22 protein-coding genes and 1 pseudogene are annotated in these 26,817 nt (G+C 41.6%); 7 read left to right on the top strand and 16 right to left on the bottom strand.

Going from position 1 to position 26,817, the window contains the following annotated elements; all coding sequences use genetic code 11:
• Positions 1-2 precede the first annotated feature (2 nt).
• Together VZF35_RS25660 and VZF35_RS25655 are read right to left on the bottom strand one after the other, a co-directional pair.
• Positions 3-2,423 (bottom strand): hypothetical protein, encoded by a 2,421-nt coding sequence (locus VZF35_RS25660; protein ID WP_407309395.1) that lies wholly within the window; start codon positions 2,421-2,423, stop codon positions 3-5.
• Entirely contained in the window at positions 2,413-3,579 is a 1,167-nt protein-coding gene (locus tag VZF35_RS25655; RefSeq protein WP_407309393.1) for an exonuclease SbcCD subunit D, read from the bottom strand. Before VZF35_RS25655 ends, VZF35_RS25660 begins: the two co-directional genes overlap by 11 nt.
• Before the next feature lie 289 nt (positions 3,580-3,868).
• Here VZF35_RS25655 and VZF35_RS25650 point away from each other — a divergent pair, with 289 nt between their 5' ends.
• From VZF35_RS25650 to VZF35_RS25625, 6 genes are all read left to right on the top strand, one after another.
• Positions 3,869-4,855, top strand: a complete 987-nt coding sequence (locus tag VZF35_RS25650) for a tyrosine-type recombinase/integrase (RefSeq protein ID WP_407309391.1) — start codon at positions 3,869-3,871, stop codon at positions 4,853-4,855.
• A gap of 119 nt (positions 4,856-4,974) precedes the next feature.
• Positions 4,975-5,937, top strand: a complete 963-nt coding sequence (gene msrB / locus VZF35_RS25645) for a peptide-methionine (R)-S-oxide reductase MsrB (RefSeq protein ID WP_407309389.1) — start codon at positions 4,975-4,977, stop codon at positions 5,935-5,937.
• 152 nt (positions 5,938-6,089) lie between these two features.
• The gene (locus VZF35_RS25640) at positions 6,090-7,007 is read left to right on the top strand and encodes an ABC transporter ATP-binding protein (RefSeq protein ID WP_407309387.1); all 918 of its coding nucleotides are present in this window, start codon (positions 6,090-6,092) and stop codon (positions 7,005-7,007) included.
• On the top strand, positions 6,991-8,004 hold the full coding sequence (locus VZF35_RS25635) for an ABC transporter permease (RefSeq protein ID WP_407309385.1): 1,014 nt from the start codon (positions 6,991-6,993) through the stop codon (positions 8,002-8,004). Before VZF35_RS25640 ends, VZF35_RS25635 begins: the two co-directional genes overlap by 17 nt.
• A 10-nt stretch (positions 8,005-8,014) precedes the next feature.
• On the top strand, positions 8,015-8,443 hold the full coding sequence (locus VZF35_RS25630) for a hypothetical protein (protein ID WP_407309383.1): 429 nt from the start codon (positions 8,015-8,017) through the stop codon (positions 8,441-8,443).
• A 14-nt stretch (positions 8,444-8,457) separates the two neighbouring features.
• A complete protein-coding gene (locus VZF35_RS25625; protein ID WP_407309381.1) occupies positions 8,458-8,826 on the top strand; it encodes an SGNH/GDSL hydrolase family protein in 369 nt (122 codons plus the stop codon).
• A 115-nt stretch (positions 8,827-8,941) separates the two neighbouring features.
• Here VZF35_RS25625 and VZF35_RS25620 read toward each other — a convergent pair whose 3' ends face one another.
• The 5 genes from VZF35_RS25620 to VZF35_RS25600 form a co-directional block, all read right to left on the bottom strand.
• Positions 8,942-9,463, bottom strand: coding sequence for a hypothetical protein (locus VZF35_RS25620; RefSeq protein WP_407309379.1), 522 nt, complete (start codon positions 9,461-9,463; stop codon positions 8,942-8,944).
• A gap of 163 nt (positions 9,464-9,626) precedes the next feature.
• Positions 9,627-10,721, bottom strand: coding sequence for a sulfite oxidase (locus VZF35_RS25615; protein WP_407309377.1), 1,095 nt, complete (start codon positions 10,719-10,721; stop codon positions 9,627-9,629).
• 95 nt (positions 10,722-10,816) lie between these two features.
• Positions 10,817-11,401, bottom strand: a complete 585-nt coding sequence (locus VZF35_RS25610; protein WP_407309375.1) for a pyruvoyl-dependent arginine decarboxylase — start codon at positions 11,399-11,401, stop codon at positions 10,817-10,819.
• Between the two features lie 344 nt (positions 11,402-11,745).
• On the bottom strand, positions 11,746-11,949 hold the full coding sequence (locus VZF35_RS25605) for a hypothetical protein (RefSeq protein WP_407309373.1): 204 nt from the start codon (positions 11,947-11,949) through the stop codon (positions 11,746-11,748).
• A gap of 311 nt (positions 11,950-12,260) precedes the next feature.
• Positions 12,261-13,070 (bottom strand): class I SAM-dependent methyltransferase, encoded by an 810-nt coding sequence (locus tag VZF35_RS25600; RefSeq protein ID WP_407309371.1) that lies wholly within the window; start codon positions 13,068-13,070, stop codon positions 12,261-12,263.
• Between the two features lie 219 nt (positions 13,071-13,289).
• On the opposite strand from VZF35_RS25600, the gene VZF35_RS25595 reads away from it, so the two are divergent.
• A complete protein-coding gene (locus VZF35_RS25595) occupies positions 13,290-14,894 on the top strand; it encodes an IS1182 family transposase (protein ID WP_407307550.1) in 1,605 nt (534 codons plus the stop codon).
• Between the two features lie 215 nt (positions 14,895-15,109).
• Here VZF35_RS25595 and VZF35_RS25590 read toward each other — a convergent pair.
• The 9 genes and pseudogenes from VZF35_RS25590 to VZF35_RS25550 all read right to left on the bottom strand — a co-directional run bounded on the left by VZF35_RS25590 (position 15,110) and on the right by VZF35_RS25550 (position 26,782).
• Positions 15,110-16,308 (bottom strand): annotated as a pseudogene (locus VZF35_RS25590) (LUD domain-containing protein).
• Complete coding sequence (locus VZF35_RS25585) at positions 16,308-17,294, bottom strand: (Fe-S)-binding protein (protein ID WP_407309369.1); 987 nt, start codon at positions 17,292-17,294, stop codon at positions 16,308-16,310. The pseudogene VZF35_RS25590 and the gene VZF35_RS25585 overlap by 1 nt, the downstream one beginning before the upstream one ends.
• Before the next feature lie 451 nt (positions 17,295-17,745).
• On the bottom strand, positions 17,746-18,909 hold the full coding sequence (locus tag VZF35_RS25580; protein ID WP_407309367.1) for a pyridoxal-phosphate-dependent aminotransferase family protein: 1,164 nt from the start codon (positions 18,907-18,909) through the stop codon (positions 17,746-17,748).
• Between the two features lie 251 nt (positions 18,910-19,160).
• Positions 19,161-20,399, bottom strand: a complete 1,239-nt coding sequence (locus VZF35_RS25575; RefSeq protein WP_407309365.1) for a (Fe-S)-binding protein — start codon at positions 20,397-20,399, stop codon at positions 19,161-19,163.
• A 24-nt stretch (positions 20,400-20,423) separates the two neighbouring features.
• The gene (locus tag VZF35_RS25570; protein WP_407309363.1) at positions 20,424-21,266 is read right to left on the bottom strand and encodes an FAD/NAD(P)-binding protein; all 843 of its coding nucleotides are present in this window, start codon (positions 21,264-21,266) and stop codon (positions 20,424-20,426) included.
• Entirely contained in the window at positions 21,266-22,279 is a 1,014-nt protein-coding gene (locus VZF35_RS25565; protein ID WP_407309361.1) for a 4Fe-4S dicluster domain-containing protein, read from the bottom strand. Before VZF35_RS25565 ends, VZF35_RS25570 begins: the two co-directional genes overlap by 1 nt.
• 9 nt (positions 22,280-22,288) lie before the next feature.
• Entirely contained in the window at positions 22,289-23,239 is a 951-nt protein-coding gene (locus tag VZF35_RS25560) for a 4Fe-4S dicluster domain-containing protein (protein WP_407309359.1), read from the bottom strand.
• Complete coding sequence (locus VZF35_RS25555) at positions 23,232-23,714, bottom strand: hydrogenase iron-sulfur subunit (RefSeq protein WP_407309357.1); 483 nt, start codon at positions 23,712-23,714, stop codon at positions 23,232-23,234. The genes VZF35_RS25560 and VZF35_RS25555 overlap by 8 nt, the downstream gene beginning before the upstream one ends.
• Positions 23,715-23,749: 35 nt before the next feature.
• Positions 23,750-26,782, bottom strand: a complete 3,033-nt coding sequence (locus VZF35_RS25550; protein ID WP_407309355.1) for an FAD-dependent oxidoreductase — start codon at positions 26,780-26,782, stop codon at positions 23,750-23,752.
• Between the last annotated feature and the right edge of the window lie 35 nt (positions 26,783-26,817).

The following is a 26,817-nucleotide window of genomic DNA, read 5'->3' as shown; positions in this document are numbered from 1 at the left end:
TACTATATTGAAGACCATCCAAGTCCATTGAGTTTTTCTCTCAGTTTAAGGTCTGTTGTGGTGAAAATTATCTGTCTTTCAAGGGATAGCTTTTTTAAATACCCTATGACACCGTCCCAGAATCGTTCTCTTTCATTGATTTCTCCCACTGAAAATAACAAAGGCACTTCTCTGTAGCTGCATAGAACTAACTTCGCGATAGCCATACGATAAGCAAAGTAATCACTGTTTGTTTTTTTGAGATTACTATGCTGCATCTTTTGGCCCTGCGAGGAGGAAATACTGCTTAAAATCTTATTCATTTCATAGTTAAGCAAGTTTCCATACTTTGTTTGCCATTCCTTTAAAGATGCTTCCAATAACCCTTGAGTGCCCTGTATGGCCCGCTGTAAGCTTTCATAAGTCATCCACTCCTGCTTAACAGACTCTATCTTCTCCTCTAAAACAGCCAATGAAGGATAATTTTGGCGTGACGGAAGGCGTTGTTCCGCCTCTATAAGCAGCTTGTGAATTTCTGACTGTTCTTTTTGCCAAGCAGTCAGTATCTTTAGTCGATCATCATCGGAAACTCGTGCTTCATGTTCCAACTCTGCTAAAGGTTCCAGTTTATTAACAAGTACTTCCATGTTTCGTGATCCTAGCAAGTCCTTGAACCTCTGGGAAAGCTCAGCAATTTTCCTCTCTGCGTCGTCTCTCATCCTTAGTTCAGCGGCAACATTAAATACTGTTGCTAAAACTTCTTCTCTATTTGTGGCAGTTGTTTCCCAATTGTTTAACTTCTCTCGCAATTGTTCAATAACACTGCGTAACTTAGTTTCTTTTTTTGAAGATTCTTCATGCAAAGACTGCAGCTCTTCCATCATATTGGAAAGCTGCTGCTTTTTTATTTGGTAATCTTTCCAACCCTTCAGCCATGCCAGAAAATCTTCAACATTGGTCGCGAGTAATGCCCGATTCAAAAGCTTAGTGCGGGAATATACAATGTTGTGCAGACTATCTTCCCTAGCGACATTTTTTTGCAACCCTTCAACTTGAATCTGAAGTTTTTCCACGAGCATTTGCTGGGTACGAAAGTTTTTAAGTCTACTTGCAAATTCCTCAAAGTTTGAGACATGATAACGGTCATAATAACGAGCAAGACGGGACGCTAACTTTTCTCCAATACTTGTGCCGTTAAAATAGCTTCGTAACGTGCGATCAAGGGAGCTGCCAAGCCTTGAGTTTTGCCACTTTGCTAATTGTCTTTCCCATTCTCTAACCTTGAGCTCATCTTCCTCTGTTACGTCAGCGATATCATCAAGCTCTCGAAGTCGAACTGCTTCATTAGAGTATTGAACTTGAGAACGTTCTAGCTCAGCGTTTGTGTTCAAGAAATTGTTAAGCTCTTTTTCTGCCGCATCCCTTTCCTCCACCGCTCTCTGTAAACGTTGAACGTCGTCCTTGGAGAACACCGCGTATCCGCATGTTTGTAAAGAACCTTGAAGTTGCGTAACGTTATCTGACTTATATTGGATGATATTGGAGAATTGATCAACTTGCTCTTGAAGATTTGCCCACTCAAGGCATTCCTCCCGCAAACCCTCAATCAAAGCCCAATCTACTTCAGAGTTACTCGTAATAACCGTTAGATTTGATTCTGCATTTCGAATCTGTTCTTCAAACTGAATTATTTCTGTTTGAAGTTGACGCAATTCCCGATAATCAGGGTTTTGGCTCAGCAAGGCCAAACGTTCCTGCAGAAGGAGGGCAGACTGGATTTTTTCAGACAAAATCGCTTCGTTTTCTTGCAGTTTCTTAATTTCTATTTGGAGCAAGCGTTCTTCATCTTGCCGGCGGCGCGATGCTTCCCAATCACGCCTCAAGGCGGTATACTCAGTCTGTATGAGAGTCATGTTTCCCAGTTGTTCACCGACTTTCTTTTGGGCTCCAGCCAGAGAGGCTTGAGCATCGATAAGCGATACCTCTTCATCGCCGCCTTGACGAAGATTATCGATTCTTTGGTGCAGCTGATCAAGGCTATTTTTCTTCGGCCAATCTACTATCACCCCTTGACAAAAAGACTGTAGATTTACTCCGAATATGTAGTCCCCTAAGGAAATACTTTCTGGCAAGGATATTGTCTGCCCTGTTATCATTTCAGTTACCTGAGTTAGAATTTGCCTGCAATCATTGTCTCGTGGCGGGTAGTTTCTTTGGATGTAAAACCGGGCATTTTCTCCAACTACCCAGGCCTCCAATAATCCTGTGCTAATCTCAGATATTAAAGAACTTAGTGAATCTTGATAAAATAGTTCCAGCAACAACTTTCCCAGAAGTCTTTGTTGACCTTTTTCCTCAAGGAAAAGGAAAGCTGGACCCGCAGGACATATCCAGTCAACATCCCCTAGATCCTCTCTACTGACTTTTATTCGTTCAATTCTCATCGTCTATCCGCCCCTGATCTAGTGCGGTGAGAGCAATTTTTCTCACCAGATCCCAGTGATCTTGGTCTGCTTTGCTCAACGCAGCGCTTTGACGCTCTTGGAGTTTTTGAAGAAATATTTGGGTTAGAGTTAGATAGCCGCGTTCCTCTCCAACCGTTGTTTCCGTCAGTGTCCTAAAATCCGGCCTAAGTTGCGAGGTCGTCTCTCCTTGACTATATATAACTTCGATAAAACGAAAGGTGTCTGCCAATAACCTTTGCAAAGGGCGAACCACTTCCTCTGCATTTGCAGATGCTCCAGTTAACTTAATTCTGAATAAATCCCTTTCCCGTTCTTCGGGGGCTGTTTCTGACAAAAGTATAGAAGCAAGGGATTCTATATTGACCTGAATTGGCAAGGCTTTTTCAATGTAGCGGCGCTGTCCCAGTTCCCGAAATTCAAATTGGGTGGAACCATGTCCAATTTCTCCGATAATCACTCCATGAGGACCGCTCTCGCTAAAACCTCGTGCTTCGAGAACCCCACTATCCGCCCAGGCAGTTTTTCCTGCCTTCTGAATGCCGGTCCACTTTTGCTGGTGCCCCAAAGCTAAATAGCTTAAACCACTTGACGAAATATGCTCAGTCTGGAGTGGGATAAATCCTTCAGTGCTTTTGGTAGAGGCCACCTCAGCATGGAGAAGCATAAGTGGGATTGTTCCGTCTTCTACCACCTGAAAGCCCTCGAGAAAAGGTTTTTCTTGCTGATAAGCGGTCCATCCCGCTCCATAGACTGTTACATTTTGAGCCGGGATTTTCACATGGCTGATCCCGGCAGAGAATATATGGGCATTACTCGGCCATACTGCGAGACGGTAGGCAGATGTCGCAACAAAAGGATCTTTTTCTCCTGGAACGATGAAAATTTTCGTACTCTTCAACCTGCCCAATGATTGAGCCACTCGCTCTACAGTTGTTTTCCGAACATACTCTTGTTCGAATAAATCACCGGTCAGAAAAAGAAATTCGACGTTCTCCGATTGACAAAGCAAGAGAACAGTTTCAAAGGTCTGCCATAAATCATGATTTCGCTGCATTGCCCATCCCGCTGGCCCTTCCCAAAAAGGACTGTCAAAACGGCAGCCGGAACATTGCAAAAAACGTACGCTCAGAGTCATAACCTCACCTTCAAACTTAAACCCTATTTAGCTTACCAAGGTTTTCACTTAACCTCTTTAGAGATACTTCATTTTACTATATTTCAAGGGTATCTAACTAGCATTGATATCTAAATATAAAGTATTCTGATGTCTTTAGGCTCTTAAACTATTTAACTAGGTCACTGAGCTGCGCTAAATTGCGATTGATTGTATTTAGAGCTTGTGCCAAGTATAATTAAAGAGTTAAATTCTGGATATCAAATATTTAAATTGACGTACATTGAAGTTGGAAGATGGAGGTAAAGCCTTGGATAATCGATCATACTCCTTCCCCCTGCCCATATTAGCGCGAGATTTTATTAACCACTTAGCGGTTACCAATAAATCAAAATCAACTCAAGTTGCCTATACTCTTGAACTGCGCTTGTTTTTTAATTATTTATGTGATTTCTTACCTGACTTCCCCTCTTCTCCTCAGGACATTGATTTATCCTTTATTGGAAAGATTAGTCATCGGCATATTGAGGCTTACCTAAGCTGGGTCAGTGACCAGCGAAATAACGGAGCTCGCGCTTTAGCGCGTAAACAAGCAGCTATAAAATCATTTTTTCACTACTTGCTTCGTGAAGATTTGATACCAAAAGATGTTACGATTAAATTGGATCCTATCAATGTTACTCAGAAACTTCCTAAAGCATTAGAACCGGAGCAGATTGCCGATTTAACAGATGTTATGGAAACCGGCATTGGCTTAACTCCGGGTCAATTAAAATACTACGCTTATACCGAAAAACGCGACTATGCTATAATCCTCACTCTAATCGGCACGGGCTTGCGATTGTCAGAACTTTGTCATCTCAACTTAAGCACCACTAACTTTAATAAAGGCTGCTTTGAGGTAACGCGCAAAGGTAATAAAGAAACGGTTATATATTTTAATCGTGAAATTTCCGAGGCTCTTACGGATTATATCTTGCATGAACGTCCTCGTTATGCTTCTGGGGATTCGGATGCTCTTTTTCTTTCGATACAGGGAAAGCGTATCAGCAAAAGGGCAGTACAAAATCTTATTTTAAAATATATGACGATCCTGAAGGGTCTTGGTCATAACACAGATGGTTTCAGTGCTCATAAGATGCGTTCAACCTTTGCAACCTTACTGTTGCGTGAAACCGATAATCTGGCCATTGTCCAGGATGCCTTAGGGCATTCTGATCCGCGAACGACAAGGATTTATGCCAAGGTTCTCGACGAACAACTTAAGCGCGCTGCAGAATTAATTAAGTTTAAGTAATAAGATCAGATTTCTTAAGGTATAGAGTGCATCTTTAAGGCATCTCTGCAAAATGGATAAAGTATCGTTCACTAATGCATAATAGTTGGGATAAATTTTTATGGAGGGAAATAAGGTTAATGGCTAAGGGAGAATATCAGTATGCTACATTTGCCGGAGGATGTTTTTGGTGCATGGTTAAACCATTTGAAGAGCTGCCCGGTGTGATTGAAGTAGTATCCGGCTATACAGGAGGAGATTTAAAAAGCCCTACCTATGAGGATGTCTGTTACCGAGACACTGGTCACTTTGAAGCTGTACAAATTACTTTTGATCCAGAAATACTTGCTTATAAGAGACTCTTAGAGATTTATTGGCAACAGATTGATCCAACAAATCCAGAGGGTCAATTTGCTGATCGCGGGCCGTCTTATCAAACAGCAATTTTTTATCATACGCAGGATCAACTTATAGAAGCTCAACGATCGAAACAAGCACTGGAGGAAAGTGGTCGGTTTGCTAAAGAAATAGTGACACAAATCCTTCCGGCCAAAGAATTTTATAAGGCCGAAGATTATCATCAAGATTATCATCGAAAAAATCCTTTAAGATATGATGCTTACCGCCGAGGATCTGGCCGAGACGCCTTTATCAAATTACATTGGGATGAAGCAGTGGAAAAAGAACTTCTGAAGCCCAAACTGACGAAAATGCAGTATGAGGTCACTCAAAATAAAGGAACTGAGCCTCCCTTCAATAATGAATATTGGGATAATCAATCAGAAGGTATTTATGTCGATATCATTTCTGGAGAACCCCTTTTCAGCTCTCTGGATAAATTTGATTCCGGGTGCGGTTGGCCGAGCTTTAATAAACCGCTCAAGTCTGAGGCTATCCGGGAGAAACCTGATTTTAGTCATTCCATGCATCGTACTGAAATAGTTAGTACTCAAGGCGGAGCCCATCTCGGACATGTTTTTACAGATGGCCCCCAACCGACGGGATTGCGTTATTGCATTAATTCGGCTGCGCTGCGTTTTATTCCGAAAGAACAACTTCAAAAAGAAGGGTATGGTGAATTCCTCAGCTTGTTTTTGAAGTAATTCAGTAATGTTATTAATACGACCTCTGAGAATTTTCTATAGAACCCCTAGTTTAAAGCTTTGATAATTGTGGGAAATCCACTTTTTATTTAAGCTTTTTTTATTTATAATAGACATGTCCTAAGGAAATTAACGGACTTAAAGGAGTAGTTATGTCACAAACTGCAGTACTTGAACTTAATAACGTAAGAAAAACCATTAAAGGAAAAGAAATCGTCAGAGGGGTTAATCTAACGCTCTACCCTTCCCAGATCTTTGGGTTTTTGGGTCCTAATGGCGCTGGAAAAACAACGACGATCCGCATGATTGTCGGTTTAATTAAACCGACATCAGGGTCGGTAACAATCTGCGGTTATTCCTTAGCTCATAGTTTTGTAAAAGCTATTTCCAATATTGGCTGTATTATTGAGAGCCCTGATATGTACAAATTTTTAACGGGTATGGAAAATCTCCTGCAATTTGCCGCTATGAACAAAACAATAACTCAAGAGAGGGTCAAGGACGTTGTTGAAATGGTGAGTCTTCAGAATCGAATTAAGGACAAAGTAAGCACCTATTCCTTAGGAATGCGCCAACGTCTTGGTATAGCTCAAGCCATCTTGGCAAGACCAAAACTGTTAATTCTTGACGAACCCACAAACGGCCTTGATCCTGCCGGTATTACTGAGTTCCGAAATCTGATTCGAAAACTAGCCTATGAAGAGGGCATGACGGTTTTTGTCTCAAGCCATTTATTATTGGAAATTCAGCAGATGTGTGATATCGTCTCTATCATCAAGCAAGGTAGTGTGATTAAAACTGCTAATGTTCAGGACATCTTACAAGGTGATCGGATAGAATGGCAGTTAGATGATCCTGATAGGGCAAAAACCCTTCTCAGAGAACATTGGAATATTGAAGCTGTTCAATTAAAAAAGAATACGATCAGTGCGGGCCTAAATCAGCAATCTCTAGCTGTAATCAATGAATTTCTCATCAGAGAAGGAATAGCCCTAACCTATTGCTCGGCACAGGAAAACTCGTTAGAAGAGTTATTTCTTGACCTGACTGAAGGTGATCAAATTGTTTAATCTGATTGAAAATGAAGTTGTTAAAATGATTTCTAAAAAGCGACTCCTCTTTGTTTTGGCTATTCTTATTGTGTTAATCTCGGTCTTTGCCTATGGTCAAAAACAAACTCAAGCAAGAACTCAAGCTCAGCTTTCTCAACGTATGGGAATAACGGCTGCCGATGATTGGCACAAGATGGCGGATCAACAGATCATCGATATGAAAAACAGGCTGGCCAGCCCTTATATGGATGAGAAAAGTAAGTCTTCACTTCGGGTCAAAATCGAGCAGCTTCAATATAATCTGGATAATAATATTAACCCCCTGGATCTCTCGGCAGCAAAATTCACGACCAAATTCATGGAACAAGCAATTTTCTTATTCCTGCCTCTTTTAATTATTATGTTGGCTGCTGATATGGTTTCCGGGGAGTCTTCAAGTGGAACCATCAAACTGCTTCTTGTCAGGAGCGTCCCAAGATGGAAGATTCTTCTCAGTAAATATTTAACTCTGATCCTTTTTGAGGTTGTCGTTGTTTTTTTCACGTTTGTAATTTCTGCGCTTATTTCGGGGTGCTTCTTTGGATTTGGAGGATGGCAAGCTCCCGTAGCAACCGGCTTTAAAGTATTGGCAGGGCAATTAGATACGTCCACCGTTCTCAACGTTCCCCAGTGGCAGTACGCCCTAATGGTTTATGCTGTGGCTTTTTTTGTGGCTATCGTTGTAGGAAGTATTTCCTTTATGATCTCTGTGCTCGTTAAAAGCACGGCGGCTTCGATCGGGATTATCATGTCGACACTCATAGCGGGTAATTTCATCAGCTACTTTCTCTCAGATTGGAAAATCACCCGCTATTTGTTCATGGTTAATCTGAGGCTTACGGATTATTTATCAGGCTCATTCCAACCGATCGAAGGGATGACGATGCTTTTTTCGGTCAAAGTCCTTTTAGGTTGGGCAATTGCGGCGATGATTGTAAGCTTTGTCTATTTTACAAAACAAGATATCTTGGTTTAAGGAGAAATCAATGTTTAAAAAGAGCGTATGGCACTCCATTCTTCTTATTACTTTTCTGGGTGTTATTGTTTTATCGGTTGGTTTCTATCAAGCGATCAGCGTCACCACGCTATCTAACCCTCAGCCCTCCGCTCAGACCACAATGGCGCAAACTATAGGAGATTCAACAGCAGGACATTCCCAAACCTCCAACGCTTTCAATGTGCTTATTCTGGGAGATTCAATTGCGAAAGGAACAGGGGATGAAAAAGGTAAGGGTTTTTCGGGTTATCTATCCGACTATTTTAAAAATAGTACCTCTAAAGAGATTCAAATGGATGACACTGGAATCGACGGGCTGGAAAGCAAAGGTCTTCTTGAACAACTCCAAGACAGTAAAATTAAGAAACTAATCACCGATTCAGATATGATTCTAGTTTCTATCGGGGGAATGATCTAAGAAGTATTCTTACCTTGAATAGCCTTGCCCAAGAGGATGCCTTTAACACGCGATTAAACAGCTATTTAAGCAACTTAAAACAAATACTTGATATTATCAACAAAACCAATCCTAATTCTGAGGTTGTGTTTCTAGGCCTCTATAACCCCTATGAGAAAGTAACCAGCAGTGAAGATACTAAATTTTTATCAACTTGGAACTATAAGACACAACAGCTTATTGAAGACGACGCTAAGGGAATTTTTATCCCAACCTATGATCTTATGAAATTTAATTTAAGCCGATATCTTGCTAAGGATGGCCTGCACCCTAATTCATCAGGATATCAAGCCATCTCTGAGAGGATCGGTACCTCGATTGAAACGATCATAGCAAAACCCTAAGCATTAAAAGTAAGTAATAGTAAAGAAATGCCTCAGTATTAAGAGCTCTGAGGCATTTCTTTGAGTTGTGTTAATTATGAAGTAATCATTAAATTCTTGCGATCATTTTGATTAATTATTGATATTGTGGTTGATTTGACCAACCGTAGCCTTGTAGGTTTTGTTGACCTTGACTTTGTTGCTGCTGTAGTTGCTTGCCTTGTTGTCCCTGTTGATTCTGTTGATTCTGAGTCATAGTTTGAAGCTGTTGTTGAGCCTGCTCAATAAAAGTGTTCATTTGGCTAAGCACTTGAGCAGATTGAATATATTGATCTGCCTGACTTAAAGCCTGCATGCCTTGTTGAATGCTTTGTTGTAATTGAGTAAAGGCTTGCTGTTGTTGTTGCTGCGATTGATTTTTAAATTGTGTCATTTGTTGTACTAACTGATTTAATTGTTGTCCTTGAGCTTGTTGTTGAGGTTGGTTCTGCGAAGTCTGGTTCTGAGTAGATTGATTCTTTATACTCGAAAGCATTTGTTCCATCTGATAGAATCTGTCTTTTAACTGGCCTAATTCATTAGCCACTTCCATATCCGTTTTAGCTTCTTCCATTACAATAGCTTTCATTTCTTTAATCCCATCTTTGCTAGTGCTCATTTAATTAAACCCTCCTCGAATTAAATTTCAACCTAATGTAATATTTCCTAAAGGATAAAATATATATCTGGATAATCATGGGTACTATCAAAAGCTAATATTAATTGTTCTTACAAAACTCATAGTTTCAATAATTGCAATAAATTTTTATATTGTTTTTGCTTTAATGGAGAATTTGAGGTACTGTGATAGAAATTTGATGAATGGAATTATTACCATATCCCTTAGCATTCCAGGGAGCAGCTTTCGGTTGAATTTGACCTTTATTGTCAAAGGCCCTGACCAGTAAAGAATAATGGCCGGGAATAGAAATATCCCAGAGGTACTCCCAGAACGTCCATGTAAAGGGCTCATGTTCAGGGCTGGTTAACCTGGCGGCATTCCAACTCATTCCATCATCCATGCTTATTTCTACTCTACTTATTGTCCCTTTGCCGGTCCAAGCGAGACCACGGAGTGTATGTTGTCCAAGATGAATTCTTTCTCCTTTGGAGGGCCAAGTAATAATTGAATTCACTTTCATTTCCGTTACTGGTAAAGCGTTGTCATAATCTCCCTCGTTTGTAATATATACATAATCGATTGCTTGGAATGGACCTTTAAAAGGACTAGAGGTGGCTGTGATTCGAGAGATCCATTTAACATGAGCCATTCCATACCAGCCAGGGACAATCAAGCGTAACGGAAATCCGTGCTTATAAGGAATTGGCTCATCGTTCATTTTCCATGCTAAAATACATTCACTTAATAAGGTTTTGTCTAGTGGTAAGCTGCGTTCGAAATTCACGTTAGTATCCATATCTGGGCGAATCCCTGAATCAGCTCCTGTAAAAACAAGTTCCACTGCCGTATCCTTAATCTGAGCCTGATCAAGAATATAGGTCAAAGGTACTCCAGTCCATTTTGCATTTCCAACAGCACCGATTTGCCATTGCTCCCCTGGGACAGGAGGCTCCATAAGACCTCGTTTATTACCGGAACATTCAATGGTTACATATCTATCAACTTTGGGCATTTGTTTGAGTTGAGCGTATGAAAAGCTGATCGGTTTCTCGAAGTCACCACCTAAGGATAAAACCCAAGATTCGAGATTTATCGTGGGATAGGGTAAATGGTTTCTGGTATAAAAGAGTTCGTTTGGAGTAATCCAAGTTAGGATATTATTAAGGGGCGACTCCATATTTTCAGGCATCATTTGGCGGGGTATCAAGCCCGGCTTGTCATTAAGTTTATTACTTGGTAAATCCTGATAGGTCATCTCTAAATTCCTTTCTATTTAAGCGATATGGCTTATTTTGTCAAGTAGCCGATAATTTCATTCCGGAAAGATAAATTTGTCACATATCGGTTCCGTTAAAATCTTCCCATGATTGGATAGATATAACTCAAAAAGCCTATCAAAGCAATTACCGTTCCATACTTGTGCTTTATTACATGTTCTTGAATTACCATCTTCTCGTCATATAGAGCATATTCCTCCGGATTGTAACGCCTATTGACAACTGCTGCCAATAAATTATGGAGATATTCCTTGGCTTGCAGTTCACTATCATTGCCCTTGTATTCCGCAACGTATCCCCCCATGAGCACTCCGTCATACTTTCTTCGAACGTGAACTCTACCTATCCCTGCGCAAACTCGTTCTCCCCTTTTACCGTTCATTTGGGCTATAATTGAATCCATGACTGCACCGTGATGATAACAGGACCTAGCACTTTCTATGGAGATTTCAGTGGCCTCTGGTGGTAATATTGAAGAATACCGAACAAAATTGAAGTCCTTAACACCTGCAGTTATCAATGCTAAATCAAAGGCTCCAGCTTCCCAGGGGTCTGCTCCCCAACCCAAATCTGTGTCCCCAAATCCTTTGGTCATTATATAATCCTTAGGTATTTTGTTGCCAATTAGGATCGTTTTCTTAAATAGAATAGTGATCACGCTCCACTCTAAACGTCATCAAACAGAGGAATTCCTCTAACTTCTATGAATATATTCGACAATGATGATGGTTAGGTGTTATGTCCTTGAAAAGGGTCCTATCTAAAAACAATTTAGATAGGACCCAAAAATCAGGAGGATGTTATATACGATATCCAATTCTGGATAATTGATACATTTCCAAACTAACCAAGCCTTTCAAACTCTTTAATCAATCATACTCATTTTCATTCTTATTTTCCAAATTATTGCATTGTCTTAAATAATTTTAGTAATACTCAATAAAAAGAATCCCTGTTAACAACGCTTACAGGGATTCTTGAAAATTCAAATTAATACTCAATCTATTTCATATAATGAAACCCTGTTTCACAATCGTAACAAAGGTCATATGCTTCGATCTCACGTGCTTGTCTGGGATGTAAATCATTCCTGTGATCTGAATAAATTCCTCGATTTCCCTTTTGCCAATCACTATAGTTTGGTGCCGAATCTTGGGATTTTCTCCATTCAGAGTTCCCTTTTACGTCATCTCTGCCATGAGTCATGCTGATTCACCTCCTTAAACTATTACCATCTTCAGTTGAATTGTTAGAATCTGATACTCACAACAAATTTGTTTCACATAATAAAACTCAGTTTCATTATGGTTACTATGATTGTATCTTATCATATTGCCCTTATTGTATCAAGTGGTCTCCTACCCTTACCCCATCTTAATTTTAATTCAATAAATCAAAAGAGTCAATATATTTAGTAAAATCAGAAGATAAATATCTTTAAGGAACTTTGGCTTTTCTTTAATTAAAACAAATAACCAGATCCTGTATGTTCTGGTTATTGAAAAACGTTCCAGCAGCTATTTTCGAAAGAGAATCTTTCGTATCCAATCTCTAAACGTTTTTTTAGGGGGAACCGTTGGTATTGGCTTTTGACCTGATACAAGGCCGAAACCAAAGAATCCCAGATTTTGCTTCATAAAATTGGCGTTTCTTTGCAATCGGTTGATTAAGCCGGGTTGATGTTTGATCTTTTGTGGTAGGTCTTTGATCAATAGCCAATCTTTCTTTAGTTCGCGTAAGAGCATATTGCCGTTATTTCTCATGGGCTGCGGGTTTTTTATCGTTACATCTTCGAATCCGGCTTCTGTTAAGGCTTTAAGCCATTCTTCAAAAGGCAAAGGATTAGTTCCTGAACCGAAGCAGATCTCCATTTGTTTTCTGAGATGAGGCGGCAATTCTTTAATGAGAGCCATTTCTAAATCAGCGACCCGTCCTTCAGGCCTTAGAACTCGGTAAAATTCTCGGTATACTTTGACTTTATCTAGAAATACTGTGATAGATTCTGCTATGACTAAGTCGAAGAGGTTGTCATCGAAAGGCAGCTGATAGACATCTGCTGCCTCAAACTTCACGAGATGGGAAAGTCCTTCCTTCTCGGCTCTATTTCTGGCTTTTTCCACCATTAGAGGATTAATATCAATCCCAATGATTTTGCAGCCAATCGTTTTGGCTACATGACAAGCTGTAAGACCGCTTCCGCATCCAGCATCGAGCACGAAATCTTCAGAGCTTATCTGCATGGCTTCTAAATTTTGTTTGGTAGCGGGAAAGCCTCCTGGATGGGAACTCCCTACCCCCAACCAAGCTATCAGTTCAAAATAATTCATGTCTTCGACTCGTTTACTGTTTCCCAAAGGCTCACCCCTTCCTTATAAAATATATGGTATTATATTCCAAGAATTAACCTACTGACAGTTGTTTGCTGCTTAAAAAAGCAAGGGGGCGTTGCAAAACGAACTAAAATAGTTCGTAAGCAACGCCCCTTTTCCTACTAGAAACAAAACTGCAGGTCCCAAAGAACCCGCAGTTGTCGTATAATTTGAGTTATGCTAACAACCAAATTACACTCTAAAAATTATACTGAATTAAGTGGACACTATCAATTAGTTCTACCATTTAATTTTGATGTGTTAATACCGGAGGATGACTCAGTTCGACTGCTAAGCCACATTTTGGAGGGATTGAATTACGAAGCGTTGTATCAGGCCTACTCTTCCACTGGAAGAAAACCTGTAGTCGAACCCAAAATCCTGTTCAAAGTAGTAGCCTATGCCTATATGAACAACATTTACTCAAGCCGCAAGATTGAAGTTGCTTGTAAAAGAGACATTAACTTCATGTGGTTGTTGGAAGGATGCAAGGCACCAGACCACAGCACCCTTGCTCGATTTCGGAAGAACTATTTAAAGGAATCCATAGAAGACCTCTTTTTCCAAATGGTGACGTATTTACACAAGCTTGGGGAAGTAGAGTTTAAGAACCTTTTTGTCGATGGAACAAAAATTGAAGCCAATGCTAACCGTTATACGTTTGTCTGGAAGAAAGTCGTTACTAAGAATGAGACCAAAATGTTCTTGAAAATTCAATCCTGTCTTGAGGAGATCAATTTGACCTATCTAAAGGACTTCAAGGCAACCAAAGAAACGTTACTTAAGGACCTTAAGGCGGCCCTCTCCTACCTAGAAGAAAAACGTCAGCAAGAGCAGATTGAATTTGTCCATGGTATTGGAAAACGGAAATCAAAGCTACAAAAGTTTACAGAAGACCTGAAGGAATTCTATACCCGTCAAGAAAAGTACAACAGACATCACCAATTCTTCGAAGGAAGAAATAGCTACTCCAAAACCGATCCTGATGCGACCTTCATGCATATGAAAGATGACCATATGCGCAACGCTCAGTTAAAGCCGGCTTACAATGTTCAGATTGGCGTGGAAAGTGAATATGTAACAGGGGTTGGAATTTTCCAGGATCGTAACGACATAGCCACACTCATCCCTTTCTTAAACACGCTGGAATCTAAACTACAGGCCCATTATGAAAATGTTACTGCAGACTCTGGTTATGAGAGTGAGGAGAATTATCTTTATCTCGAAGGGAAAAAGCAGACCTGCTACATAAAGCCGCAAACCTATGAACAATGGAAAAAGAAACGCTTCAAAAAGGATATCAGCAAGCGAGAAAACATGGTTTACAATGCAGAAATGGATGAATACACCTGTCATAACGGAAAACAACTCAAACTAGTGGGAATTACCCATCGAACATCGGCAACGGGCTACCGATCTGAAATCACGATCTATGAATGTGAAGACTGCCGTGATTGTCCTTGTAAAAGTCAATGTACAAAAGCTAAAGGCAATCGAAGAATGCAAGTATCTAAAACGTTTGTGGCCAAACGCCAGGTATCGTACGGAAACATTACCACCGAAAAAGGGAGACTACTCAGAGTAAATCGATCCATACAGGTCGAAGGAGCCTTTGGGGTACTCAAAAATGACTATAACTTTAATCGCTTTTTGACACGAGGTAAAAACAGTGTAAAAACTGAATTTATGCTGCTGTGTTTTGGGTATAACGTGAATAAACTTCACGCTAAAATACAGAATGAACGAATTGGTAAACCCCTTCATCCATTAAAAACGGCTTAAAAAGGGGTCGAAAAAACAGTCTCATCTAGAAGGCTTATTTTGCTATACACAAATTTAAGTAGAAAATAGAGATTGAGCATTGCAATCAAACCACTTAATATTTTCCACAGTAAAAAGAAATGGGGAGCATCGCTTGCTACTTCAAAATAGTAGTTTTGCGACACTCCCTTGCTTTTTTAAGAGAAACAGGAGATAACGGAAAGAAGTATTATTCTCTAGCCATTCACTACTTTCTCCCTAAGTTTTTGTACCATTGAAGGAACGTTTATTTGCATAGGACAGCGTTCAACACAACGCCCACAACGCAAGCAGGTGAAAACAAGTGGTGCAGCTTTCTCTATACCGCCTGAGACAAATGCTGTCCAAACTGCCCCGATTCCACTCATGTAAATATGCCCAAAGTGGCCCGCAGTAATTTGGAAAACAGGGCATTCATACATGCATCCCCCGCAGCGAAGGCAATGAAGGGCATTTTTGAAGGCATCTTCCTTCGCCATATTACTACGCCCATTATCGACAAAAATTACATTGAATTCTTTAGGTCCATGGGCGCCAAAGGTTGTGACTTTTTCTATATCCCCGGTTTTACTTGGACCGCTGATAATATTGACATACCCGGGCACCCCGTATTGCGCATAACGCCACGTGACTTCAGCGACTTTCATAGCTTCTTGAAACGTTGGAACAATTTTTTCAATCCCAACTAAAAGAACATGGACAGGGGGAGCTCCAGTTGCGAGGCGTACATTACCCTCATTTTCAATAATAACCATTGCACCCGTATCTGCAGCAACTACATTTGCCCCACTTATTCCGACATCGGCCTTAAAATATTTTTCTCTCATGAAATCCCGAACAGCTGCTACCTCTTGGGCAATATCCGGGGGACTTCTTTGCCAAAAAACTTTGTGAATATTTCTGCTACCCGTTCTCTAGGTACATGAACGGAAGGCGAGAGAATGTGCATGGGCCTCTCTTTATTAAGTTGTAAGATAAACTCCCCTAAATCAGTTTCCCAAACTTCATTGCCAATCTCTTCGAGGTATTCTCTGAGAGAAAGCTCTTCTCCCAACATACTTTTCCCTTTTACGATCGTTTTACCCGAACCTATGATACCTGCTGCTATTTCCAGAGCTTCTTGTTTGTCTTTAGCGTAAAAGGCTTTACCTTTGTTACGTTCGACAGATTCCATGGCTTGTTTAAGCAAAGCCTGCTGATTGGCAATGGATCTTGCCTTGATTTCTCGAACTTCTCCGGCCAGTTCCGGCGTGTGTGGAAAGCGTTCTAAAGTTTCTGCGATAGTTTGACGATAGGCCTTAACTGCGCGTGTAATGGCTTTCTCAATATTTTCATCTTTGCCGGCTATATTTATATCTTTTGTGTAGGTGTTGAATTCTTTTTTCAGATCAGCCATTACGAGTTAAACCCCCTATAGAGATATTCGATAAGGTCTTCTACTACGGTATTGTCGTCCTTGGCTTGCCCGCCTTGCAAGGATGCTAAGCAGTAAGGGCAAGATGTTAAGATAATATCGGCACCAGTTTCCTCTAGTTCTTTTACGCGGCGTGCTGCGATTGTATGGGATATTTCAGGATAGAGAAATTTGTTGGGACCGCCACAACACGTTGTCCATTGGCGATTGCTGCCAGCTTCTTGGAAAGAAACCCCCATACTGCTTAAAATATCCCGAAGTTCTTCCGTGATCTCCATTTCACGAGCTAAGCGACAGGAGTCATGGATGACAACAGTTTTCACAGAGTCAAGTTTAGGAAGAATGTTCTTTTTTTCCCAAACTAATTCAACGAAGGTTTTAATCTCATAATCAAAGTCCTGAACGAGTTTTGGATATACAAACTTAAGCACTTCAGCAGCATGCGGAGACAGACATACAATCGTCTTAGCTCTGCTCTCTCGAATCACTTTCGTTACTTTAAGTGCATAAGTTTGCATGTCAATATTAAAGCCCAATTCAGTGAGTAAAGCTCCACTGTAGAGTTCTTTATCCCCTGAATAGCAGAAATCATAACCTAGTTTTTGGAGAATGACGGCGGCCTTGTAAGAGATCGAATTAAAACGCTCACGGTCCTTGGCCAGAACAGAGGCATAGAGTTTTTCAGCATTGATCCCTGTTTTATTGATAATATTACGAGCCCCCATCATGAAAGAAAAAACTTTACTACCTTGATCCATGATCGTCATAGTATTTACTAAAGAGTCGATAAAAGGGAGGAGCTGATATTCTCCTCCCGTGTAGAATAGCATTTCCCCATGCTCCGGCAACTTAAGCCCTTTAGCCCAGGCAGCAACCTCAGAGCCCTTCATAGCTAATGGATTACCGTGCTTCAAAATATTACCTCGTATGATTTCCAGCACAGGAGGAAGCTTTATTTCAATTGCCATCAAATACCCCATCCGTTCTTTAAAGTTTAGAATTAAGCCTATTGTTATAATTAAATTCGAAAATCAGGCAAAAGTAAATCATTTTTGGACATGTATTATGTATTCAGTGAACCTCCCCACTCACACTTCGACAAGTGAAAACACTGTTTTCCCTGCAGGATCTGGGCTTCCGGTAGAGCTGGCAACTATATTCAATGCTGCATATGTGAATCTCCACTGGAGGCTTACCTATGGTCTCACCAGCTTTACCTCCTGGAGAGGTGAGACGAATCGGCATATGATAATAAAAAATAGAGGCTGTACTTAACTTGACCTTCAAGTTTTGTACAACCCCCATTATTATACTTATATCAGTAATAGGAACATTTACTAATTTCCTTAGTTAATAAAAATAATGACATTAGATTAAGAAAGGAGTCGAGTGATTAACACCGTAACTATAAAATAGTTTTTATCGTGTATGATATACCTTTGTAAACTCATCAACTGCTTTTTCAATATTAGCCTCGTGTCCCATTTCTTTAAGTGTTTCGCCAACGAGTTCAAGAGCTTTAACAAACATTTTTTCTGTGGTATTCCCCATATGTCCAATACGGAATGCCTTTCCGGATAATGAAGCCAAGGCTCCGGCAATAACCATGCCTTTCCCTGCTAAACGAGCACGAAATTCAGCATCTATTACTCCTTCAGGATAGAGAATACAACTTAAAGTTGGAGCTGCAATTTCTTCAGAAGCCAAGGGTTTCATACCATAGACCGTCAATCCGGCTCTCATGGCTCGCCCTATCGCTGTATGACGTTGATAGCGTTTACTTAATCCTTCAGCCATGACGATTTCCATACCTTTATTAAAAGCATAAATCATGTTAACAGGAGGGGTGGCATAATATTTACCCGGATCGTTCATGATTGGAAGCCAGTTTTTGATATCTGAGTAATAACCAGTAACTGTGGGCATAGCCTCTCGCGCTGCTAAAGCTTTCGATCCAAAGGCAACAATAGCCAGTCCGGGAGGAACACCAATCGCTTTTTGAGAGCCTGTTAACACAACGTCTATGGTGTAAGCCGGATCACCGTAAGTTTTCTGCATGTCTTCCTCAATTGCTGCGGCAGCACACACACCATCGAGAATAAAAAGCGCTCCGGATTTTTTGACAACAGGAACTAATTCATCCAGATTTGCCATGATCCCAGTTGAAGTATCGACATGTGTTACGGTGACAGCTTCGAAGCCACCTTCAGCTAATTTTTCTTCAATTAACTCTTTACGAACGTGCTGTCCCCATTCCGCTTGAATGGTCTCGACCTGAATACCAAAAGACTTAGCTAAAGGAATGAAGCGGTCACCGAAGTAGCCATGACTGATGACTAGTAATTTCTCACCGGGAGCGACCGTATTAATAATCGCAATTTCCATAGCAAGTGTTCCTGAACCGGCAATCACAAAAACTTCTCCATCAGTGTTAAATAGTTTTTTTGTTAAATCTAAACTATTTTTAAAAACTTTAACGAATCGCGGATCCGTATGAGCATAGGTTTCGCTGGATAAAGCATCATAAATTTCATCCACAACGGGTGTAGGTCCCGGGATAAGCAGCATTTCTTTATTAGGCACGATATGACCCCTTCTTTCTTAATCTCCAATCATTTTAGTATTTCCTACTATCTCTAATATATAAATACTAATTGGTATAATTTCTACTCAAATTGTTTATTTCCTGCAACAATTTGAGTTTTTCTATGTATACAGGGTATTGTGTAAATATTAAGCCCCGACGGGCGGTTGTACCGCCCAACGGGGCTTATTGACCTTGTACTGCAATAATCTTGTAGTCGTAACAACAGCCGAGATTTTATTGAGTACTTCTAGTTCTCTCCAGCCTCTGCTCCTTCGACTGCATCATCCGGAACTAAGGCATTTTCGACGAGGGTGCTAAGGTGATGCATTTTCATACCGAGCTTATAGAACTTATTCATGTCATTAAACTGATCGATACAGTTATGACAGGGAATGCAGCCTATTTTAGCCCCAGTAGCTATTAATTGCTCTACTTTTGGTTTAGCTTTTTCCATACGCTGCGCTCTAGTTGCGGCTACTGCTAAAGCTCCTCCACCAGCTCCACAACAAATGTTATACTTGCCCTCGGGATTCATCTCGCGATAATCCATGACGACATTTTTAATCACATAACGTTGTGGTTCATAGACTCCTTCTTTACGAACAGTATTACAGGGGTCGTGCATCGTTACCGGGAGAGGATTTTTAGTCTTATCTAGTTTTAATCTGCCCTCTTTAATCCATTCGGCATATTTCTCGACAATGTGGCGTACTGGAAAATCCTTGCCTTTCCAATAAGAACGCTTGAACATTCTACAAGAACGGAAAGCATGGCCACACTCCGTAACTACAAGCTCTTTAGCATTTAATCTCTCTACTTCTTCGAAGAGAGGGCGGGTAATTTCTTGAAATTGATCATTTTTCCCTGTGAAGAGACAGATATTGGTTGCATCCCAGCGCTTACTGCTAAGTGTGTAATTAACTTTAGCGGCTGCGAAGACATGTAATATTGTTTGAAGTTCATTCGGATAATGCTTAACTTCTCTGGCATTAAAGCCGAACATAAAATCAGCATTCGGTACGTCAATAGGAATTTTATAGGTAGGATCTTTCAATTCGTTCTGGAGTTCCTCTTCCAGCCATTCTAAGGTCTCATCATAATCGATTTGTTCTACTGCCATTTGGTTACCCGTTCTGACATGGTCATCAGCAATAATTTGTAGATGTCCGGGAGGAACGGGAGTTTTTCCGCGAAAGGCTCTTGTAATTGCTGCAATGTTCACGCCCATTGGGCACTCTACAGTACACCGTTCACACATATTGCAGTTCCAAACGAACGGATCGTTTTCCACTTCTTCTCGCAGGCCAAGAGCTACTTTACGAATAAATTTACGGGGATCGTTATTTTCCCATATATCGCTATACTTGCAACCAGCGGTACACATACCACAGGTAAGACAGTTGGAAAAATCATAGCCTTTTAACATACCAGCTACTTCATCACGCAGAGTTGGATCTAGACTTTTAACTCTAATGGGTTCTGCCATTCACTATCACCTCCGATATTTGAATTAATATTCATTAGGTAATTCTTTTAATTGGGCCATGGAAAAGACAGGTCCGTCTTTACAGACATACTCGGTTCCGATATTGCAGCGTCCGCAGATTCCCAGACCGCATTTCATGCGCATTTCCAGAGAGGTATAAATTCTTTCAGGTGGGAAGTTCAGCTTTTCTAAAACAGGTAATGTGAATTTGATCATGGCCGGTGGTCCACAAACTACCGCATAGGTATTAACAGACGATGGAGCAACTTGTTCAGTAATCGATGGGATAAAGCCGACGTGTTTGGTCCATCCTTCTGCCGGACGATCAATCGTTGTCACGAGATTAATATTGGGATTCTTTTCCCATTCAGCTAATTCTTCTTTGTAGAGCAATAAACCAGGATTTCTAGCTCCGTAGATAACCGTAATATCACCATAGTCGCCGCGATGTTTTTCATCCAGCATATAGACAGCCAAGGAACGAAGTGTTGTAAAGGCAAAACCTCCACCGATAATGACAAGATTTTTTCCTTTGAACTCTTCAACTGGATAATAGTTACCCATCGGTCCCCTGACCCCCACCATCGTTCCTTCTTCCATGAGGTGAAGGGCATTAGACACGCATCCGACTTTAGCAACAGAGAATTTCAGAACACCAGGTTCAGTGGGGGATGTAGCAATTCCGAAAGGAGCTTCTCCATACCCAAAAGCACTGAGCTCTGCAAACTGACCGGGCATATATTTGAAGTTTTCTTCATCTTGCTTATTGAGATATTCTAAGGTAAAGGTATTAATGTTTCTGTCTTCGGTCTCAACTAAATTCTTAGCGAGTCTCATCGTTATCGGGAGATAAGGATTTTGTTGCATTATTCCACCACCAATTCTGCTTTGTTGACGCCATCAATGGCTTGGCGCATATCCAGATTTACAGGGCAACTTCGAATGCAGCGGCCACAGCCAACACAGGCCATATCCCCATTGTTATGCACAAAATAGTTAAATTTGTGCATCATCCGTTGACGCCAGCGAGCATCTTGAGAATTTCGAGGATTATGACCAGAACCGTGCAGTGTAAAGAGTGGCGCCATGCAGGCATCCCAGGTTCTTACGCGGCTCCCTGCATTTTGGTGTACTTCTTCGGAGATATCAAAACAATGGCAGGTTGGGCAGGAGAAGGAACAGGTGTTGCAGCCTAAGCATTTTTCTTGAAGACTGTCCCAATAAGCATTGTTGAACATTTTATCGAGTTTACTGGTAATCGTTGAAACGTCCACTTGACTTGTTGTTTGAGCACTTTTAATGGCATCCACAAGTGCTTGTTCCTGAGCCGTTAATTCAGAGAGCCTTAAATCACTGAATAAAGCGTTCCCCTTTTCGGTGATGACTTCGACGTCATAGGAATCCCCTAAATCGATCAGGAAAATATCTGCGCCTTCGCTGCTGGCAGGAGATAAGCCCATGGAGGAGCAGAAACAGGTAGGGGCAATTTTACGGCAAGCGACACCGATAATGACGGTATTATCTCGTCGTTCATAATAATAAGGATCTTGATACTGGTCATTTTTAAAGACTTTATCAAGCAGGAGCAGACCTTTGGCATCACAAGGCCTCATGCCGAAAAGGATGGTTTTCTCTGCTTGGAGTTCGTTTTTAACGGTAACGTTTTTGCCTTCTTTCACATAGGACAGAAGTTTTTCGTGTTGAGGAAAGAAGATTGATTTAGGAGGAAGTTTGGAATTCAGATAATCTTGCTTGATGTCAGAAAAGCTTTTGATCGTTTTGTAATTGACTCCGCCTGCTTCACTTACAGGAGCAATTAGTTGATAATCTGAGGACAAAGCATCTAAGGACTGGCCGAATTTTTCTTTACTTATCTTCATTTCTTCACCTCACTCCTTTACCAAAAACGCTTCAGGGTCATCCCCGCTGTATACGTTGAGAGCTGGTTTAACATCTTCGCCAATACCGGATTCATGGTGATACATTTCTAAAACATCTCGACTCATTTTGCGATTTAAAGCACGAATATCAACACCTTGCGGACATGCCCTGCTGCATGCTCCGCAATCAACACATCGTCCGGCTAAATGGAGAACACGTCCTGCTTGGAAAAGGAGGTTTTCAGCCCGATCGACTCCGCCCGTCAACCAGCGGGGAGTATTGCAATCCACAAAACATTCCTGACAATAACACAACGGACAGGCATTGCGGCAAGAATAGCAACGGATACATTTATCCATCTGCTCTCCAAAATAAGCCTCTCGCTCACTGTCCGATTTGTTTTCCATGGCGACAACATCGGCAAAGGGGACAGATTGTTGAGGAACTTCGATGGTTGCTCCGAGATGAACATCTTCGATCACAGGATTAGGATAACGGCAGGTTTGGCAGGTAGCATCTTTAACTTCAGCTAAGGTAAACACACCATCCCCGGACATACCTTTGATGGAAACTTTTCCATCTGCAAGTGTTGCTTCGATAATTTCTCCGAGTTCAGCCTCAATCTTTCTCTTGTCGACAACCCCTTGACAGGAAACGCCGACGATGTATAAATCATCTCTTACCAATTGGTTTTCCTGCATGAGTACGACTAAGGCCCGGCTGTCACACCCTTTAGCGATAATGGCCTTTTTCCCGGGAAATTTATTGGTGAATGCTGCCAAATTGTTTTCACAGGTTTCATCCCAAATAAGTTTTTCGGCATCCTGCGCTGTACGTACAAAGCATGGCGTCGCTTTGAGCGGCAAGGAACCTTTTTCATATCCAATGACAACGTCGACTTTCCCGTCGGCCAGTAATTGGCGGGCTGTTTCTCGGATATCTTCAATAATGCTACTCATCCGTTCCACCCCCGTCCTTTACTTTAAATACACTATTATTAGGCCCCAGTGCAGCAACGCGTTCTGTAACCCCTTTCACTACTTCGGCAAATCGCACACCCTCAGCAGCAGATACCCAAGAGAAACTAATCCTGTCTTCTTCTAATCCTACATGCTTCAGAAGAGATTTGATCAGTGCGAATTTTCGGCGTGCGACGAAATTCCCGCTGATATAATGGCAATCACCTGGGTGGCATCCGGAAACTAAGACTCCGTCAGCCCCATTGGCCATGGCTTTTAAGAGGTATAAAGGATTTATTCTCCCTGAACATGGAACACGAATTGTTCTGATCGTTGCAGGGTATTGAAATCGGCTGACACCCGCCAAATCTGCTCCTGCATAACTGCACCAGTTGCACAAAAAGGCGGCAATTTTAGGCTCGAACGGTTTATTTTCCGTATCAGATACGTTTACTTGACATTCTTCCATAAACATCTACCTTTCCTTAGCCTTATTAAAGCACTTCAATTTTAGAAGAAGTTTAACATTTCTACGATTTGTTCATTAGTACATCCTCTAAGATTGATGGCACCGCAGCGGCAACTGGAGGCACATGCTCCGCACCCTTTACACAGTGCATCATTCACCACGGCTACGCGGTTCTCCATATCCACAGTAACAGCCTTGGCTGAACATACGGCTTCGCAGGTTCCACAAGCAGTGCACTTACGTTTGTTAACAAAGGCATTTAAGCCGGCGGACGCAACTTTTTCTTTAGACAAGGCCACGCCTGCTCGTCCGGCAGCTGCTTTAGCTTGGGCAATAACTTCTTCCATATTTTTCGGACTATGAGCGATACCTGCCATGTAGACACCATCCGTACTGAAATCAACAGGTCTCAATTTCATATGAGCCTCTAAGAAGAATCCTTCGTTATTCAGAGGCACTTTGAACCACTTGGACAGTTTTTTGCCGTCTTCCGGAGCTTTAATGGCAGCCGCAAGGCAGATGACATCAGCCTCTATTTCAATCGGGCGATCTAAGACATGATCTCTCGCCGTTACAACAAGAGTTTCCCCTTCTTTCGTAACAACAGGCTTATCCTTTTCACTATAGCGAACAAAGAGAATTCCGCTTCTGCGAGCGAGCTCATAGTCTTCTTCAAAATAGCTGTAGGTTCTCATGTCACGATAGAGAACGAAGACATTAGCAGACGGATTCTTTGCTTTAACTTTTAAGGCCAATTTAACAGATTTTGTACAGCAAGTGCGGCTGCAGTAAGGGTTCTCCTCACAGCGAGATCCGACACATTGGATGAAGACGTAATTTTGGGCCTTGTTCACAAGGTCATCATGCCGGACTAAAGCTTCATCTAATTGAATTTGAGTCATGACACGGGAATCTTGGCCGTAGAGATACTCTTGCGGTTGATATTCCTGTCCACCGATGGCAATCAGGGCAACCCCATGTCGAATTTGTTCTCCGTCGTTTAAGGTTGTTGTGAAGCTCCCTAAGAAGCCGCCAACGTCTTGAATTTCCTTGCCTACATGCAGAGTGATTTTCGGATGTTGGCCGACACGTTCCATGAGTCCAGTAATAAAGGCCTTTACATCTTCTCCTCTGAATCCTGTTGAGAAGCGTTTGCCAAAGCCGCCAAGCTCTGGAGATTTTTCAACCAGATGAACTTCATACCCTTGATCTGCCAAGGATAAAGCACTGGTCATCCCGGCGACCCCACCACCAATGACTAAGGCAGCGTGATTCATGTCCATAAACACGGGTTGTACAGGCTGTTGCATTGAAGCCCGGACAATGGCCAAACGGGTAAGATCTTTAGCTTTTTCAGTCGCTTTTTCCGGCTCATTCATGTGTACCCATGAACATTGGTCTCGGATATTGGCCATATCAAAGAGGTGAGCATTTAAACCGGCCTCTTTTAAAGTTTCTTGGAATAAGGGTTCATGGGTTCGCGGGCTGCAAGAAGAAACGACAATTCTGTTTAATTTGTGTTCCTCTATCATCGCTTTCATGGAAGCCTGGGCGTCCTGAGAACAAGCGTAAATCTTGTCGGTTGCGTAAACAACGGTAGGCAGCGTTTTGGCATACTCTACGACTGACGGTACATTGACGACACTGCCAATGTTAACCCCGCAGTGGCAGATGAAGACTCCGGTGCGAATGACATCTCCGGCAACTTCTTTCTCGGGAGGATATTCTTTTTCACTGACTAAAGTGCCGCGTTCTTGAGCTAATAAGGCAGAAGCCGCACCTGCTGCAGCACTAGCTTGCATTACAGTCTCTGGAATATCGCGCGGCCCGCTGAAAGCACCTGCGGCATAGATCCCTTCACGGGAAGTATTAACGCCGCTGAGCGGTTCGAGTTCAGCAAAACCGAACTTATTGACCTTTAGATCTAAGGTTTGCGCCAAAACTTTAGAACTGTCCCCAGGCTCCAAGCCAACGGAAAGAACGACCAGATCGAATTGCTCTGTAGAGATTTGGCCATCTTCATTAGAATAACGAATGACTGCATCTCCTGAGCCGTCTTTTGCTTCGGTTACCTCATAGATACGAGAACGAACGAAGCGAACCCCTTGATTATTCTTAGCATTATCGTAATATTTTTCGAAGTCTTTCCCATGGGTTCTCATATCCATATAGAAGATCGTAGTGTCCACCGGAATATGGCTATGCTCTTTGGCTATCACTGCTTCTTTAATGGCGTACATACAGCAAACCCCAGAGCAATAATTCTTTTTAAGTTTGGAGTTTCTAGAACCCACGCACTGAATCCAGGCAATCTTTTGAGGTTCTTTCTGGTCAAAGGGGCGAACCAAATGTCCATCAAAGGGTCCAGAAGCACTCAATAAGCGTTCAAATTCAAGGCTGGTGACGACACTTTTGATTTTGCCATACCCATAATAATCTAAGGAACCTGCATCGAAGACTTTAAAGCCTGGATTGAGGATCATTGAACCAACTTCAATCTCAATTTCCTTGGCTTCCATTTCGTGATCAATGGCACCGGCTTGACAGGCCTTGACGCACTTTTTGCAAATGTCCTTACCTTTAGCTTTTCCGGTTGTTTGAAATAAACATTTTTTAGCATCGATAGCATAGGCATTAGGAAAAGCTTGAGAATACTGTTTGAAAACAGCTTTACGTTTTCCTATTCCTTGATTAAATTCATCATCGACTTTTACAGGACATACTGCTGCGCAAGATCCACAACCCGTACATTTGTCAACGTCGATAAAGCGTGGTTGTTGTTTAATGGTAACTTTAAAGTTCCCTGCTTCTCCCTCAGTTTTAATAACCTGGGAATTCGTGTAAATGCGCACATTGAGATGCCGCCCGCATTCGACTAATTTTGGAGACAAAATACACATGGAACAATCATTCGTAGGGAATGTCTTATCCAACATTGGCATGGTTCCGCCAATGGCTGACGATTCTTCTACCAAATGAACCAAGTACCCCGACTCTGCCAAATCAAGAGCAGATTGAATGCCGGCAATTCCGGCGCCTACGATCATGACAGCACCGATTTTATTTTGACTCATTTTAACACCTCTTTCATCCTTACTCTTTACCTTTG

This window comes from Desulfosporosinus paludis (assembly GCF_045689965.1).
Taxonomy (GTDB): Bacteria; Bacillota; Desulfitobacteriia; order Desulfitobacteriales; family Desulfitobacteriaceae; genus Desulfosporosinus; species Desulfosporosinus paludis.
The sequence above is the reverse complement of the archived record's forward strand: the minus strand, read 5'-3'. Positions and strand labels throughout refer to the sequence as shown.